This window comes from Phytopseudomonas argentinensis (assembly GCF_900113905.1).
Taxonomy (GTDB): domain Bacteria; phylum Pseudomonadota; class Gammaproteobacteria; order Pseudomonadales; family Pseudomonadaceae; genus Aquipseudomonas; species Aquipseudomonas argentinensis.
The window spans coordinates 1,169,684-1,184,994 of sequence record NZ_FORC01000002.1; the positions used below are offsets into that span (position 1 = coordinate 1,169,684).

The following is a 15,311-nucleotide window of genomic DNA, read 5'->3' on the forward strand; positions in this document are numbered from 1 at the left end:
TAATGGTCACCGGGGGCAGTGGTTTCGTTGGCCGTACCTTGCTCGAACGTTTGCATCAGGAGGGCTATGGGTTAATCGCGCCATCGCGTGCTGCCCTGGTCCAGGCGCCGGTTGGCGTCGTCAATCCACTGGTAGGTGGGCTGGCGGCGGATGTGGATTGGAGCGCTTCGCTGGAGGGTGCTGCTGTCGTCATTCACAGTGCGGCTCGCGTTCACGTGATGAACGATACAGCTGCCGATCCGCTCGTGGAGTTTCGCAAGGCCAATGTCGACGGCACCCTGAGCCTGGCCAGGCAGGCGGCTGCTGCAGGTGTGCAGCGTTTCATCTTTATCAGTTCGATCAAGGTCAATGGCGAGGGCACCGAGCTCGGCCATCCTTATCGTGCAGACGATACGCCGGATCCCCAAGACCCTTACGGGGTTTCCAAGATGGAGGCCGAGCAGGGCTTGCGGGCGCTGGCGGGCGAGACCGGTATGGACGTGGTGATCATCAGGCCTGTGCTCGTTTATGGCCCCGGTGTTAAGGCCAATTTCCGCAGCATGATGAGCTGGCTTCGCAAGGGGGTTCCGCTGCCGCTGGGCGCCACGGGAAACAAGCGCAGCCTGGTGGCCGTGGATAACCTGGTGGACCTGATTGCCACCTGCATCAATCACCCTGCTGCGGCCAACCAGACATTTCTGGTAAGTGACGGTGAGGATCTGTCCACGACGCAACTGTTGCAGCGCATGGGTAAAGCGCTGGGGCGGCCAGCGAGATTGCTGCCGGTACCCGCCAGCCTGTTGCAAGCCGGCGCGGTAATGCTGGGCAGGCGCGCCATCGCACAGCGGCTCTGTGGCTCCCTGCAGGTGGATATCGGTAAAACGCGTGAGCTACTGGGCTGGGCGCCGCCTGTTAGCGTCGATGACGCATTGCGTAAAACTGCCCGTGCTTTCGAAGCAGGTTGACCAGCAATAGCTGCCGTGAACGGTAGGGGTTAGGAGAAGTTACTTGTTGATCACTGTTTTGCTGGTCATTGCCAGCCTGTCGTGTCTGCTGACCTGGTTGTTGAGGCGTTATGCTCTGGCGAGCAGCCTTATGGATATCCCCAACGAACGTAGCTCTCACTCGGTACCCACGCCGCGCGGTGGCGGCATGGCCATTGTGGTGTGCTTCATTCTTGCCGTGCTTGGCCTGGCCCTGCTTGGCCAGGTAGACAGTGCCATAGCATTTGCCTTGTGTGGTGCGGGCGGGCTGGTGGCCGTGATCGGCTTTCTTGACGATCATGGGCATATCGCCGCCCGCTGGCGTTTGCTCGGGCATTTTGCGGCTGCTGGTTGGGCGCTGTTCTGGCTGGGTGGGCTGCCTGCAATCAGTCTGTTCGGCACCCTGGTCGATCTTGGTTGGTTTGGCCATCTGTTGGCAGCGATCTATCTGGTCTGGTTGCTCAATCTCTACAACTTCATGGATGGCATCGACGGTATCGCCAGTGTGGAGGCTATTTGCGTCTGTATCGGCGGCGCGTTGCTGTATGCCTGGCTTGGCGATACCCACGGGGCATTGCTGACCGTGCTGGCCCTGGCTGCTGCGATGCTTGGCTTCCTGATCTGGAACTTTCCGCCCGCGCGGATTTTCATGGGGGATGCCGGGAGTGGTTTTCTGGGGATCACGCTTGGCGTTCTTTCGCTGCAGGCCGCGGCGGCATCGCCTGAGCTGCTGTGGGCCTGGTTGATACTGCTAGGTGTTTTTATCGTCGATGCAACCTACACATTATTGCGCCGACTTCTGCGCGGCGACCGTGTTTACGAGGCGCATAGAAGCCACGCTTATCAGTATGCCTCGCGCCATTACGGCCGCCATCTGCCTGTCACCATGGCGGTTACCGCCATCAATCTGTTATGGCTGCTGCCTATCGCCCTGTGGGTCGGCTTCGGTGGCGTGGACGGTGCTATCGGTTTGTTGATCGCTTATCTTCCGCTGGTTTTCCTGGCTGCCAGGTTCAAGGCCGGGGCACTGGAGACGAAATGAAAAATACATTGCTGATACTGGGCGCTGGCGGGCATGGCAGGGCGGTTGCCGAAGCGGCGCTACTCTCGGGCCAGTGGCAGGCCGTCTGTTTTCTGGATGATCGATGGCCTGGTTTGAGCGAGCTTTACGGCTTAGCGGTGATCGGCAAACCGGATGACCTTGCCGCTCATGCCAGCGCCGGCAGTGCAGCGATTGCTGCAGTTGGCAACAATGCGTTGCGCGAACGATGGAGCCAACTGATCGAGGCGGCCGGCCTGCCCCTGGCGACGGTCATTCATCCGCGGGCCTTTGTCAGTAACGATGCCGAAGTGGGCCGCGGTGTCGCGGTAATGGCAATGGCAATGATCGGCGTGGGTGCTGTTCTCGGGCAGGGTGCTATCGTGAACGCCAACGCAACCGTTGATCACGATGCGGTGCTGGGTAACTTCGCCCACCTGGGGGTTGGCGTACAACTGGCTGGAGGCGTAAAGGTAGGTGCCAGGGCCTGGCTGCAGGCCGGCTGTTGCGCTGGCTATCATGTAGTCGTCGAGGACGGCGCGCTGCATGCGCCAGGAACGGTATTACAGGGTTGAATCAGGCGTTCTATCTGAGCATTCAGGACGATTTGGAACTACTCGCGCTGCCAGCTTTGGCCTGGCAAAGGCGCGCTCCAGGGATATGAGGTGTTGTTTTGTTGAGGTTCGCTGAGCTGTTGCGTACTCGTCTGGTACGGTTGCGCCGTCGCCAAAAACGACTGATCCAGGTGGCCGTCGACGTGATGCTGGTATGGGCGGCATTGTGGCTGGCCTTTGTCGTTCGCCTGGGAGATTTCGAAGAGGTTTATCCGCTTGACGGCCACCTCTGGCTCTTCGCGCTGGCGCCTCTCATCTCCATTCCGCTGTTCATACGCTTTGGCATGTACCGCGCCGTGATGCGCTACTTCGGCACCGAGGCGCTCATCGCTATCGCCAAGGCGGTCTCCCTGTCAGCATTGATTCTGGCGTTGGCGATCTACTGGCATCAGGATGCGCGGGCGGTGATTCCCCGTTCCATGGTGTTCAATTACTGGTGGCTGAGCATCATGCTTATAGGCGGACTGCGCCTGGCAATGCGTCAGTTCTTTATGGGCCACTGGTTCGCTGCTGATCAACCCTTCAAGTTCAGCAGCCGTGACGCATGTGCTCCGCCGGTTGCCATCTATGGCGCGGGCTCGGCGGGTAATCAGCTGGCTGCGGCCTTGCGTATGGGGCGTAGGAAGCGCCCGGTAGCCTTTATTGACGACGATCCTAACATCGCCAACCGCATCATCGCAGGGTTGCGCGTGTATTCGCCGCGGCATATCCAGCAGATGATCGATGATACTGGCGCTACCGAGATCCTGATGGCATTGCCATCGGCTTCACGCACACGTCGCCGAGAGGTACTCGAAGCGCTCGAGCAATTCCCCCTCCATGTGCGCACTGTTCCTGGCTTCATGGATCTGGCCAGTGGCAGGGTCAAGGTTGAGGATGTTCAGGAAGTGGACATCGCTGACTTACTTGGGCGTGATGCCGTGCCGCCACAGCGTGAATTGTTCGAGCGGTGCATTCGTGGTCTGGTGGTGATGGTAACCGGAGCTGGCGGTTCGATCGGTTCTGAATTGTGCCGGCAAATTCTTGGATCCGGCCCAAAAACACTGCTGTTGTTCGAGCACAGCGAGTTCAATCTCTACGCCATTCATGGCGAACTTGAGCAGCGCATCCGCCGTGAATCGTTGCCGGTTCGACTCGTACCGATCCTCGGCTCGGTGCGCAACCAGCAGCGCCAGGTCGAACTGTTGCGCGCCTGGGATGTGAATACCGTTTACCACGCGGCTGCCTACAAGCATGTGCCCATGGTTGAACACAATATCGCCGAAGGTGTATTGAACAACGTGCTGGGTTCGCTGCACACGGCCCAGGCAGCTTTGAAGGCCGGCGTCGAGCACTTCGTATTGATTTCCACCGACAAGGCCGTGCGACCTACGAATGTGATGGGCAGTACCAAACGTCTGGCCGAAATGGTCTTGCAGGCGTTGAGTCGGGAGAGTGCCCCCGTGCTGTTCGGCGACAAGGAAGGCGTGCATCAGGTCAACAAAACTCGGTTCACCATGGTGCGTTTCGGCAATGTGCTGGGTTCTTCAGGCTCGGTGATCCCGCGTTTCTACGAGCAGATTCGCAAGGGGGGACCGGTTACGGTTACCCATCCCAGCATCACCCGTTACTTCATGACCATCCCTGAAGCGGCTCAGTTAGTGATCCAAGCAGGCTCCATGGGACAAGGCGGCGATGTGTTCGTGCTGGATATGGGGCAACCGGTGAAGATCGCCGAGTTGGCGGAAAAGATGATCCATCTCACCGGGCTCAGTGTAGCCTCGGATGAGAATCCCAGCGGCGATATTGCCATTGAGTTCACTGGCCTGCGTCCGGGTGAGAAACTCTATGAGGAGTTGCTGATCGGTGACAACGTGAGCCCTACCGAGCACCCGATGATCATGCGGGCCAATGAAGAGCATCTGCCCTGGGACACCTTTAAGTTGGCCATTGCCAATCTGCTTCGCGCCGTAGAACAGGATGACTACGACCGGGTACGTCAACTGCTGCGCGAAACGGTCTGCGGTTATACGCCGGAAGGTGAAATCGTCGACTGGATGCATCAGCGCCGTGAGGCCAAGAGGCCGCTGGAGTAGGGCGCTCCTACCAAATGCGCCGTTCGTAGGAGCGTGCCCTCGTCGCAGTTAGCCTTCTCTTTCGCGGTTCCCCACCAAACTATCCACCGTCGGCACCCGCGTCTCCGGTTCCATCTGCGCATCATGTTCCAGCTGGTGGCTGAAGCGCTCCAGGGAGCCATTCTCCGGCTGTGCATCGCTGGCAAATACCGGTGGGCTGAGCAGGTAGGCGCCGAGCAGGCGGGAGAGGGCGGCGAGGCTGTCGATATGGGTGCGCTCGTAGCCATGGGTGGCGTCGCAGCCGAAGGCGATCAGCGCGGTGCGGATGTCGTGGCCTGCGGTGACGGCTGACTGGGCGTCGCTGTGGTAGTAGCGGAACAGGTCGCGGCGCACCGGGATTTCGTTTTCGCTGGCCAGGCGCAGCAGTTGTCGCGACAGGTGATAGTCGTAGGGGCCGCCGGAGTCGTGCATGGCCACGCTGACCGTATGTTCGGTGGAGCGCTGGCCGGTGGCGACCGGCGCAATGTCGATACCCACGAATTCGCTCACGTCCCAGGGCAGCGCTGCTGCCGCGCCGGAGCCGACTTCTTCGGTGATGGTGAACAGTGGATGGCAGTCGATGGGCGGTTCCTGACCGCTTTCCACCACCGCCTTGAGCGCGGCGAGCAGGGCGGCGACACCGGCTTTGTCATCCAGATGGCGGGCACTGATATGGCCGCTTTCGGTGAACTCGGGCAGTGGGTCGAAGGCCACGAAGTCGCCGACGGAGATGCCCAGGCTTTCGCAGTCGGCGCGGCTGGCGATCAGGGCATCCAGACGTAACTCGACGTGATCCCAGGAAATCGGCAACTGGTCGACCTCGGTGTTGAAGGCATGTCCAGAAGCCAGCAGCGGCAGGACGCTACCGCGGAATACGCCATGGTCACTGAACACGCTGACCCGGCTGCCTTCGGCGAAGCGGCTGGACCAGCAGCCGATGGCGGTCAGGCTCAGGCGACCGTTGTCCTTGATCTCACGGACCATGGCACCAATGGTGTCCAGGTGCACGGAGACGGCACGGTCCGGGCTGTCACGACGCCCTTTGAGGGTGCCGCGAATGGTGCCACGCCGGGTCATTTCGAAGGGAATGCCGATTTCGGTAAGACGCTCGGCGACGTAGCGCACGATGGTGTCGGTAAAACCGGTAGGGCTGGGAATGGCGAGCATTTCCAGCAGGACTTTTTGCATGTACTCGAGATCGGGTTCTGGAATTTGCGACATGGGCTCTCCATCTAGGACGGGGCGGGCCGCCGGGCGACGTCGGTCTCTGGTGACTGCTTGACGCCTGTCGACGGACGGGAATTTTGCGCTGTGTTACATCCTGACCCGCATTTGCAGCGAGGGTTTCAAGCATGGGCCGTTCATTGAACCCATCACTTGCAAGGCACCCTGGCTCGATCAATCGCGCCGAGGCGATACTGCCAATTGACCGGTGGGCACCTAAGCCCCTGCCGCACTAGGTTCCACGGTGCTGGCGCCGGTGAGGTAATCTTCAAGCGTCCTCACCGGCGCCAGGAGTGGCCAGTCTGGTTCGATCAGTCACCCACCCCATGGCTCAAGGGGAACAACAGATCGATAAACCGCTCCGCGGTTGGCTGCGGTTCGTGGTTGGCCAAACCGGCACGTTCGTTGGCTTCGATAAACACGTACTCCGGCTGATCCGCAGCGGGTACCAGCAAATCCAGGCCGACTACCGGGATATCCAGCGCGCGAGCAGCCTTGACGGCCGCTTCTGCAAGCGTCGGATGGAGAATGCCGGTGACGTCTTCGAGAATCCCACCGGTATGCAGGTTGGCGGTCTTGCGCACGGCCATGCGTTTGCCCTGGGGCAGCACGCTGTCGTAGTCGTAACCGGCGGCATGCAGGGTGCGCAGGGTTTCGGCGTCCTTGGGGATACGGCTTTCGCCGCCTGTGGCCGCCTGGCGACGCCGGCTTTGCGCGTCGATCAGTTCGCCAATGGTGTGGCGGCCATCGCCGAGAATTTCCGCTGGGCGGCGGATCGCCGCCGCCACTACTTCGAAGCCGATCACCACGATGCGCAGGTCGAAGCCTTCGTGGTAACTCTCCAGCAGCACACGCTCATCGAAGGGGCGGGCGCGCTCGATAGCCGCTTGCACATCGGCGGGCGTGCGCAAGTCGACGGCCACGCCTTGGCCCTGTTCCCCATCCACGGGCTTGACCACCAGGCTGCCATGCTCGGACAAAAACGCCGCATTGTCCTCGGCACTGCCTGCCAGGCGCTGGGCGGGGAGGCTCAGGCCAGCACGGCTGAGCGTGCGATGGGTCAGGCGCTTGTCCTGGCAGAGGGTCATGGTCACGGCGCTGGTCAGGTCGGTCAGCGACTCGCGGCAACGAATGCGTCGGCCGCCCTGGCTCAGGGTAAACAAGCCGGCTTCGGCGTCGTCGATCTGCGCATCGATACCACGCCGACGGGCCTCGTCGACGATGATGCGTGCGTAAGGGTTGAGGTTGTCGTCCGGTCCAGGGCCGAGGAACAGCGTCTGGTTGATGCCGTTCTTGCGTTTGATGCTGAAGGTCTGCAGTTCACGGAAGCCCAGCTTGGCGTACAGCTTCTTGGCCTGGCCGTTGTCGTGCAGCACCGATAGGTCGAGGTGGCTGAGGCCGCGGCTCATGAAATGCTCGACCAAGTGGCGAACCAGCACCTCGCCTACGCCGGGGCGGCTGCAGGCCGGGTCGACGGCCAGGCACCAGAGGCTGCTGCCCAGCTCCGGATCCTGGTAGGCCTTCTGATGATTGAGACCCATCACGCTGCCGATCACCGCGCCGCTGTCTTCATCCTCCGCCAGCCAGTAAACCGGGCCACCCTGGTGACGCGGGGTGAGCTTCTGCGGATCCAGCGGCAGCATGCCGCGGGTCTGGTACAGGCAATTGATCGCTTGCCAGTCGGCATCGGTCTGCGCCCGGCGTACGCGAAAACCTCGAAAGCCGCGGCGCGCCTGCCGGTAGTCGCTGAACCACAGGCGCAGGGTGTCCGACGGGTCGAGAAACAGCTGCTGCGGTGCCTGGGCGAGAACCTGCTGCGGCGCCGCCACATAGAGGGCAATGTCCCGCTCGCCGGGCTGCTCGCTGAGCAGCTCCTCGGCCAGCACCGCGGCGTCGGGGAAGGTGTGGCCGATCAGCAACCGGCCCCAGCCGCAATGGACGATCTGCGGCTGGCTGATGCCGTCGCCGTGTTCTTCGGCAAAGCGCGCCTGCAGCCGCTCGTAGGAGGGGGACTGGCCGCGGAGAAGGCGTTGATTATGGGCAGTGGCTCGCATTGAAGAATGTTCCTTTGCTTGCGCATGGCCGGTAATTACCGGCTATCGGTTGGCCTGTCTGATGATCCGCAGCGAGGCGGATACGGCCATTGCAGTTGAGAGCGAGGGAGCCGCAGCTCCCCCGATTCGTCGTTACAGGCCCTGTTCGCTCAGCCACAGGTTCAGCGCTGCCATCTGCCACAGCTTGGAGCCGCGTAGCGGCGTCAGCTGGCCTTGCGGGTCGGTGAGCAGGCGGTCGAGCATCTGCGGGTTGAAGATGCCGCGGTCGTGGGCCGGGTCGACCAGCAGGTCGCGTACCCAGCCCAGGGTGGCGCCTTCCAGGTGCTTGAGGCCAGGCACCGGGAAATAACCCTTCTTGCGGTCGATGACCTCGGACGGAATGACCTTGCGGGCCGCCTCCTTGAGCACGTACTTGCCGCCTTCCGGCAGCTTGTACTGGGCAGGGATACGCGCCGACAGCTCGGCCACGCGGTAATCCAGGAACGGCGTACGTGCTTCCAGGCCCCAGGCCATGGTCATGTTGTCGACACGTTTGACCGGGTCGTCGACCAGCATCACCGTGCTGTCCAGGCGCAGCGCCTTGTCCACCGCAGCGCTGGCACCCGGCTGGGCGAAATGCTGGCGCACGAATTCGCCGGACACGTCGTCGGTCAGCCAGGCAGGCTGCACGCAGGCGGCGTATTCGTCGTGCTCGCGGTCGAAGAAAGCCTTGCGGTAGGCGCTATAGGCATCGTCAGCGCCATCGACCAATGGGTACCAGTGATAGCCGGCGAACAGCTCGTCGGCGCCCTGGCCGCTCTGCACCACCTTGCAGTGCTTGGCCACTTCCCGCGAGAGCAGGTAGAAGGCAATGCAGTCGTGGCTGACCATCGGCTCGCTCATGGCGCGGAAAGCTGCCGGCAACTGGTCGAGAATCTCGTTTTCGCCGATGCGCAGTTGGTGGTGCTGGGTTTCGAAACGCTTGGCGATCAGATCCGAATACTGGAATTCGTCACCGCGCTCGCCACCGGCATCCTGGAAGCCGATGGAGAAGGTCAGCAGGTTTTCGACACCGGCTTCGCGCAGCAGGCCGACCAGCATGCTGGAGTCGACGCCGCCGGACAGCAGCACGCCGACATCCACGGCGGCACGCTGACGGATCTCGACCGCTTCGCGCATGCTGTCGAGAGTGGCGTCGCGCCAGTCTTCGAAGGTGAAGTTGGCTTCATCGGCATTCGGGCCGAAGTTCAGCGTCCACCAGACCTTCTGCTCGACCTTGCCATTGGTGTCGATACGCATCCAGGTCGCCGGCGGCAGTTTCTCCACACCGGCCAGGATGGTGCGCGGTGCGGGCACCACGGCATGGAAGTTCAGGTAATGGTTGAGCGCAATGGGATCCAGGGTCTTGCCGATATCGCCGCCTTTGAGCAGAGCCGGCAGGCTGGAAGCAAAACGCAGGCGATCCTTGGTCTTGGACAGGTACAGCGGCTTCACGCCCAAGCGGTCGCGGGCGATGAACAGTTGCCCGCTGTCTCGCTCCCAGATGGCGAAGGCGAACATGCCGTTGAGCTTGGGCAGCAGGTCGGCGCCCCAGGCGTGGTAGCCCTTGAGCAGCACCTCGGTGTCGCCGCCGGAGAAGAAACGATAGCCAAGCTGTTCCAGCTCGCCACGCAGTTCCGGGTAGTTGTAGATGGCGCCATTGAAGACCATCGACAGGCCGAGATCGTTATCGATCATTGGCTGGCCCGAGGCTTCGGCGAGATCCATGATCTTCAGCCGGCGGTGGCCGAAGGCGACGGGGCCGCGGGCGTGGAAGCCATGGGCATCCGGGCCGCGAGGGGCGAGGTGGTGGGTGATGCGTTCAACGGCAGCCAGATCGGCTGGTTGGTTATCGAATCGAAGTTCGCCTGCTATTCCGCACATAGTCTATAAAGCCCGCGTATTTCCTGGGCTCTGTTCCTCCTTAACGTCAGTCCGTACCAGTCTTGTACCGGTTCTGAGTTCCAGCGCGCTCCAGGGCGCACCGGAGACGATCGAGCAGTGAAAATGCTGCTGCGCACGGGAAGGCGGCGCAGCAGGCTCGAGTTTTTTCGAGTCCCCGTGCGCGGCGAACGTTCAATAAAATGGCCGGGATGGCTGGTTTTGGCTGCTCGGCTGGGCCGCAATCGCTTCGCGGGCGTGGACTGGGCGTCCCCGCCAGATCCCACGGTGAAGGAGAGTAATGCCAGCTAAAAAGAAGGTGCGCTTGCCTACGTTTGTGGGAGCGGGCCATGCCCGCGAATAGGCAGGCTGCTCAGCCCTTGCGGATCAGCTGGCGCAGCATGAAACGATTGGGATGACAGCCTTCGGCGACGTCGCCTGGCACTGGCAGCGGTTCGCCTTCCAGCCAGGCGGCGATGAGTTCACCGGACAGCGGCGCGGTGATCAGGCCGCGCGAACCATGCCCGCTGTTGATATACAGGCCCTGCTGCCACGGGCAGGGCACGGGCGGCACCTGGCGTGCGTCCCGGGCCAGCACGGCATAGGCCTGCGCGAACTGCTCGGCATCGGCCAGCGGGCCGATGACCGGCAGGTAGTCCGGACTGGTGCAGCGAAAGGCGGCGCGGCCTTGCAGCGTTGCCGGGTCGAGGTCATCGGCCTGGAGGCGCTCGGCCAGGTCGCTGGATATCTCCCGAAGCAGGTCCAGGTTGCTGGCGTGTTCGGCGCTGCTCGGCGTGAGGTCATCACTGTCGAAATTGAAGCTGGCGCCCAGGGTGTGTTCGCCCTGGCGCACGGGGGCGACATAACCTTCGGCGCAGACCACGGTGCTCAACGCGGCGCTTGATGACGAGGCCGGCAGCCGGCTGATCTGTCCACGGATACGCTTGAGCGGCAGGTGCGCGCTTTGCTCGAAGCGGGTGATATCGGCCGCGCCGCAAAGCACCGTCACTTCGGCTTCGGCCAGCGTCCGTGCGCCGCTTAGTGCCTGCCATTTGCCCTCGACACGTTGCAACGCCAGCGCTTCGCCGTGGTAGTGCAGGGTGATGCCCGGATGGTCGAGCAGTTGCGCACAGAGGGCCGGAGGGTGCACCCAGCCGGCATCAGGGTAGAACAGCCCGCCGCTTGCCAGGGCGATGCCGGCCTGTGCCTCGGCCTGCTGGCGATCCAGCATGGTGAGCAGGCTGGTCGGGAAGGCCGCGGTGAGCTTGGCCTGGCGCTGTGCTTCACGCTCGTCGAAGGCCAGTTGCAGCACGCCGCAATCATCCCAGTCCTGGCCCTTGTGCAGGCGCTCAAGCAGCCGACGGGTATAGCCGAAACCATCGACGATCAGTCGCGACAACGCCGTACCGTGGGCCGACAACTTGAGGTAGAGAACGCCCTGGGGGTTGCCCGAGGCTTCCTGGGCCGCGGCGCCATGGCGCTCCAGCACCGTGACCTCCCAGCCGCGCCTGGCCAGGCTGGCGGCCGTGGCACACCCGGCCAGCCCGGCACCGATCACCAGTGCCCGGCGCCGGTCGGGTAGATAGCCGGGGCGGGCGAACCAGGGTTTGTGCAAGGTGCTGGCTGCACCGCCAAAGGTGCCGCGCATTACTTCCCATTTCTTGCCGAGCCCCGGTACCCGCTTCATCGCGAAGCCCGCTTCGATCAGGGCGCGGCGCACATAGCCGGTGGCGGTAAAGGTGCCCAGGGTGGCACCCGGCGCGCTTAATCGTGCCAGTTGCGCGAACAGCTCGGGCGTCCACATCTCGGGGTTCTTCGAGGGAGCGAAGCCGTCGAGGAACCAGGCGTCGATACGCGCATCGAGCTGCGGCAGCATGGCCAGCGCATCGCCGATCAGCAGGGTCAGCACCACCCGGCCGTCGCCGAACACCAGGCGCTGGAAGCCCGGATTCAGGCAGCGGTAGGCATCGAGCAGTTGCTCGCTGTAAGGCTGCAGCGACGGCCACAACGCCAGGGCGCGCCGCAGGTCGGGCTCAGTGAGCGGGTGCTTCTCCACGCTGACGAAATGCAGCCGTGCGCCAGCGCTCGCCCGCTGGTCGAACAGCTCCCAGGCGCAGAGGAAGTTCATGCCGGTGCCGAACCCGGTTTCGCCGATCACCAACTGCTCGCCAGCTTGCAGCGCCGCGAAGCGTTGCGGCAGGTCGTTGTTGCTCAGGAACACATAGCGCGTTTCTTCCAGGCCGTTTTCCCGGGAAAAGTAGACATCGTCATAGAGGCGCGAAGAGGGTTGGCCCTGTTCGTTCCAGTCCAGTTGTGCGTGTTGATCGGCCATGGTCGCGTGTTCGTGGCGGGCAGGGCGGCGATTCTAGCAGGGCGCCATGGGCCTGTGATGTGGCCAACGCCTGCTGCCCCATGGTTCCAATCGCCGTGCTGGGGCTGGCGACTTGCGCTAGGCGGTAATCGACCCCTAGGCTGCTTACACCGTTCATGGAGAGCTGCTTATGTTCGAATCCGCCGAGATCGACCACGTTATCGACAAGGCCACCTTTGCCGCCGAAGAGCAGGTGCTGCGCGAGGCGCTGCTCGATGTGCAGTACGCGTTGCGTGAGCAGGGCCGCCATGCGGTGATCATCCTCATCAATGGCATCGAGGGGGCGGGCAAGGGCGAGACGGTGAAGCTGCTCAACGAGTGGATGGATCCGCGGCTCATCCAGGTCAGCACCTTCGATCAGCAGACCGACGAGGAACTGGCGCGGCCGGCGGCCTGGCGCTATTGGCGGCAATTGCCGCCGAAGGGGCGCATCGGCATCTTTTTCGGCAACTGGTATAGCCAGATGCTGCAGGGCCGAGTGCACGGCGACCTGAAGAAGGATCAGCTCAATGGTGCCATCGAAGGTGCGCTAGGCCTGGAGCAGATGCTCTGCAACGAGGGCACGTTGATCTTCAAGTTCTGGTTTCACCTGTCCAAGAAGCAGATGCTCACGCGCCTCAAGACTCTGCAGGACGACCCGCTGCACAGCTGGCGTCTGAGCCCGCTGGACTGGCAACAATCGAGAACCTACGACAAGTTCGTGCGCGCTGGCGAAGACGTGCTGCGCCGCACCAGCCGCGATTACTCGCCCTGGTACATCGTCGCCGGCGCCGATGCCAATTACCGCAGCCTGACTGTCGGGCGGATTCTTCTCGAGGGCCTGCAGGCTGCGTTGCGTGGTAGCGGCGAGCGAGTACCGCTTCCGCACACCACGCCCCTGATGACCCGCACCGATCAACGTAGCCTGCTCGACAGCCTGGACATGGGCCTGAGCCTCGCCAAGGCCGATTACCGCGAGCAGCTGACCCGTGAACAGGCACGCCTGGCGCAGCTGATGCGTGACAAGCGCATGCGTCGCCATGCGCTGGTGGCGGTGTTCGAGGGTAACGACGCTGCCGGCAAGGGCGGCGCGATTCGCCGTGTGGCGGCGGCGCTGGACCCGCGTCAGTACCGCATCGTGCCAGTGGCGGCGCCGACCGAGGAGGAGCGTGCGCAGCCCTACCTGTGGCGTTTCTGGCGGCATATTCCGGCACGTGGCAAGTTCACCGTGTTCGATCGCTCCTGGTACGGCCGGGTGCTGGTCGAGCGGGTCGAGGGCTTTTGCGAGGCCGAGGATTGGCTACGGGCCTACGGAGAAATCAATGATTTCGAGGAGCAGCTCAGCAATGCCGGCGTGGTGCTGGTGAAGTTCTGGCTGGCCATCGATGAAGACACTCAGCTGCAGCGTTTCCGCGAGCGCGAGGGCAACCCGGTCAAACGCTTCAAGATCACCGAGGAGGACTGGCGCAATCGCGAGAAATGGCCGCTGTACCGCGAGGCGGTGGGCGACATGGTCGACCGCACCAGCACCCGCCTTGCGCCCTGGACGCTGGTCGAGGCCAATGACAAGCAGTACGCCCGGGTCAAGGTACTGCGCACCCTCAACGACGCGCTGGAGGCCGCCTTCGAAAAGGCCAAACACTGATCGTGCAGGTTGCCGCTCGCGCCCGGGGAGGCAAGGGCGGCAGTGCGATCAGCTCAAGGCGCTGTCGCGGTCGCGGCTGTCGAGGATGGCCTGGGACTGCAGCATGCGCGCGATATAGCGTGGCACCTGGCGCTCGGCCTCGTCGCGCGAAAAGTACGGGCCTTCCAGCGTGCCCTCGCGGGTGCTGAAAAAGAACTGGCCATTGATGGTGCTGACCCGTTCGCTGCGGAAATAGGTGCTCTGGCGGGTGTCTTGCGCGCGCTGAATGGTTGCCATGAAGGCGCCTCGGGTGGGCTGGATTCATGCAGTGTAGCTGCGCGTTGCAAGGTTGCTGGCTGATCCGTAGCCCGAGGCTCAGCGGCGGTCCGGCAGGGTCTTTTGCTTGAGGATGTACAGGCTCACCAGCACCGCACTGGTGAGCATGAACAGCCGCGCCCAGAACAGGGGCACCAGAGCGCAGGAAATGCCGATGCTCAGCCACATCAGGCCGATGGCGTAGATCTTGGCCCGGCGCGGGATGCCTTCACCGGCCAGGTAGTCGCGGATCCACGGTCCCAGCTGCGGATGCTCGACCAGCCACAGATAGAAGCGCTTCGAGCTGCGCATGAAGCACGCCGCGGCCAGCAGCAGGAAAGGAGTGGTGGGAAGCAGCGGCAGGAAGATGCCAACCACGCCCAGCGCCACGCTCAGCCAGCCGAAGAACAGCAGGCTGTAGCGCAGCAGCGGGTTGCGGGTTTCGAAGGGTTCGCGCGCCATATCGATGGCGTCGCCATCAATGTGGGCGAGGCTTGAGCAGCGCCGGTTTTTCGTCCGGAGCGTTGCAGAGCAGGAACAGGGCGGTCAGCAACTCCGGGATCTGCTCGACCATGCTGTCGACCAGGTCGCGGTCACGGGCGATTTCCGCGAACTCCGGCTGCTCGTCGAACAGGCCTGAGCCAACCATGATCGGCAGCAGCAATTCGCTGACTTCATCCTCGGCATCGTCGAACCACACGCTTTCACGCAGGAACACGCCCTCCATGAAGCCGATGCACCAGCCGCGCAGGTCGGAGTCGTCCGGCTCGTCACCGAGGTCCAGCTCGCACGGTACTTCCGGCTCGTCATCACTGGCCAGTTGACGGGCGATATGGGCCTGCAGCTGGATCAGCGTGGCTTCGATGTCGTCGCGCTCCTCGTCGCTGCGGTAGTGCGGCGGCTCGGAGAACAGGGCATCGATCCACTCGCGCGGCTCGACCTTTTCCGGGCAGATGGACAGGGCGGTCAGATAGCCATGGGCGGCGACATAGTCCAGGGCCTCTTCGTGCAGATCATCGGCATCGAGGAAGGCTTGCAGGCGGGACAGTTGCTCGGCGAAGGACATCGGTGGCTACCTTGGAGAAGTAAACGAGGCTGGATTCTAGCAGGCTGTTGAAAAACTATCTGCGTTGCCGT

12 protein-coding genes are annotated in these 15,311 nt (G+C 62.9%); 5 read left to right on the forward strand and 7 right to left on the reverse strand.

Translation table 11 applies throughout. The features are described 5' to 3' along the window. Positions 1 to 2 precede the first annotated feature (2 nt). The 4 genes from BM154_RS13890 to BM154_RS13905 all read left to right on the forward strand — a co-directional run bounded on the left by BM154_RS13890 (position 3) and on the right by BM154_RS13905 (position 4,690). A complete protein-coding gene (locus tag BM154_RS13890; RefSeq protein ID WP_244157160.1) occupies positions 3 to 944 on the forward strand; it encodes a UDP-glucose 4-epimerase family protein in 942 nt (313 codons plus the stop codon). A 49-nt stretch (positions 945 to 993) separates the two neighbouring features. Further along, complete coding sequence (locus tag BM154_RS13895) at positions 994 to 2,004, forward strand: MraY family glycosyltransferase (protein WP_074885375.1); 1,011 nt, start codon at positions 994 to 996, stop codon at positions 2,002 to 2,004. Beyond that, complete coding sequence (locus tag BM154_RS13900) at positions 2,001 to 2,576, forward strand: PglD-related sugar-binding protein (RefSeq protein ID WP_074884837.1); 576 nt, start codon at positions 2,001 to 2,003, stop codon at positions 2,574 to 2,576. The genes BM154_RS13895 and BM154_RS13900 overlap by 4 nt, the downstream gene beginning before the upstream one ends. A 98-nt stretch (positions 2,577 to 2,674) precedes the next feature. Continuing rightward, positions 2,675 to 4,690 carry a polysaccharide biosynthesis protein gene (locus BM154_RS13905; protein WP_074884841.1) on the forward strand — a complete coding sequence of 672 codons (2,016 nt, stop codon included), beginning with the start codon at positions 2,675 to 2,677 and terminating at the stop codon, positions 4,688 to 4,690. 48 nt (positions 4,691 to 4,738) lie between these two features. On the opposite strand, the gene BM154_RS13910 is transcribed toward BM154_RS13905, so the two are convergent. From BM154_RS13910 to mnmC, 4 genes are all read right to left on the reverse strand, one after another. Next, entirely contained in the window at positions 4,739 to 5,929 is a 1,191-nt protein-coding gene (locus tag BM154_RS13910; RefSeq protein WP_074884845.1) for an osmoprotectant NAGGN system M42 family peptidase, read from the reverse strand. A gap of 314 nt (positions 5,930 to 6,243) precedes the next feature. Further along, complete coding sequence (gene ngg, locus BM154_RS13915) at positions 6,244 to 7,986, reverse strand: N-acetylglutaminylglutamine synthetase (RefSeq protein WP_074884848.1); 1,743 nt, start codon at positions 7,984 to 7,986, stop codon at positions 6,244 to 6,246. A gap of 132 nt (positions 7,987 to 8,118) precedes the next feature. Then, complete coding sequence (locus BM154_RS13920; protein ID WP_074884851.1) at positions 8,119 to 9,888, reverse strand: N-acetylglutaminylglutamine amidotransferase; 1,770 nt, start codon at positions 9,886 to 9,888, stop codon at positions 8,119 to 8,121. A 370-nt stretch (positions 9,889 to 10,258) separates the two neighbouring features. Then, positions 10,259 to 12,217, reverse strand: a complete 1,959-nt coding sequence (gene mnmC, locus BM154_RS13925) for a bifunctional tRNA (5-methylaminomethyl-2-thiouridine)(34)-methyltransferase MnmC2/FAD-dependent 5-carboxymethylaminomethyl-2-thiouridine(34) oxidoreductase MnmC1 (RefSeq protein ID WP_074884853.1) — start codon at positions 12,215 to 12,217, stop codon at positions 10,259 to 10,261. A 169-nt stretch (positions 12,218 to 12,386) separates the two neighbouring features. On the opposite strand from mnmC, the gene pap reads away from it, so the two are divergent. Further along, positions 12,387 to 13,880 (forward strand): polyphosphate:AMP phosphotransferase, encoded by a 1,494-nt coding sequence (pap, locus tag BM154_RS13930; protein ID WP_074884856.1) that lies wholly within the window; start codon positions 12,387 to 12,389, stop codon positions 13,878 to 13,880. 48 nt (positions 13,881 to 13,928) lie between these two features. Here pap and BM154_RS13935 read toward each other — a convergent pair whose 3' ends face one another. From BM154_RS13935 to BM154_RS13945, 3 genes are all read right to left on the reverse strand, one after another. Beyond that, positions 13,929 to 14,156: a DUF6316 family protein gene (locus BM154_RS13935; protein WP_074884860.1), complete on the reverse strand. Its 228-nt coding sequence runs from the start codon at positions 14,154 to 14,156 to the stop codon at positions 13,929 to 13,931. A 78-nt stretch (positions 14,157 to 14,234) separates the two neighbouring features. Then, complete coding sequence (locus tag BM154_RS13940) at positions 14,235 to 14,636, reverse strand: YbaN family protein (RefSeq protein WP_074884863.1); 402 nt, start codon at positions 14,634 to 14,636, stop codon at positions 14,235 to 14,237. 16 nt (positions 14,637 to 14,652) lie between these two features. Then, entirely contained in the window at positions 14,653 to 15,240 is a 588-nt protein-coding gene (locus tag BM154_RS13945; protein WP_074884865.1) for a UPF0149 family protein, read from the reverse strand. Positions 15,241 to 15,311 lie beyond the last annotated feature (71 nt).

Excerpts from the sequence above, each read along its gene's own strand:
- BM154_RS13890 (WP_244157160.1), top strand. The coding sequence starts at position 3 with ATGGTCACCGGGGGCAGTGGTTTCGTTGGCCGTACCTTGCTCGAACGT.
- BM154_RS13900 (WP_074884837.1), top strand. The coding sequence starts at position 2,001 with ATGAAAAATACATTGCTGATACTGGGCGCTGGCGGGCATGGCAGGGCG.
- BM154_RS13910 (WP_074884845.1), bottom strand. The coding sequence starts at position 5,929 with ATGTCGCAAATTCCAGAACCCGATCTCGAGTACATGCAAAAAGTCCTG.
- ngg (WP_074884848.1), bottom strand. The coding sequence starts at position 7,986 with ATGCGAGCCACTGCCCATAATCAACGCCTTCTCCGCGGCCAGTCCCCC.
- BM154_RS13920 (WP_074884851.1), bottom strand. The coding sequence starts at position 9,888 with ATGTGCGGAATAGCAGGCGAACTTCGATTCGATAACCAACCAGCCGAT.
- mnmC (WP_074884853.1), bottom strand. The coding sequence starts at position 12,217 with ATGGCCGATCAACACGCACAACTGGACTGGAACGAACAGGGCCAACCC.
- pap (WP_074884856.1), top strand. The coding sequence starts at position 12,387 with ATGTTCGAATCCGCCGAGATCGACCACGTTATCGACAAGGCCACCTTT.
- BM154_RS13935 (WP_074884860.1), bottom strand. The coding sequence starts at position 14,156 with ATGGCAACCATTCAGCGCGCGCAAGACACCCGCCAGAGCACCTATTTC.
- BM154_RS13940 (WP_074884863.1), bottom strand. The coding sequence starts at position 14,636 with ATGGCGCGCGAACCCTTCGAAACCCGCAACCCGCTGCTGCGCTACAGC.
- BM154_RS13945 (WP_074884865.1), bottom strand. The coding sequence starts at position 15,240 with ATGTCCTTCGCCGAGCAACTGTCCCGCCTGCAAGCCTTCCTCGATGCC.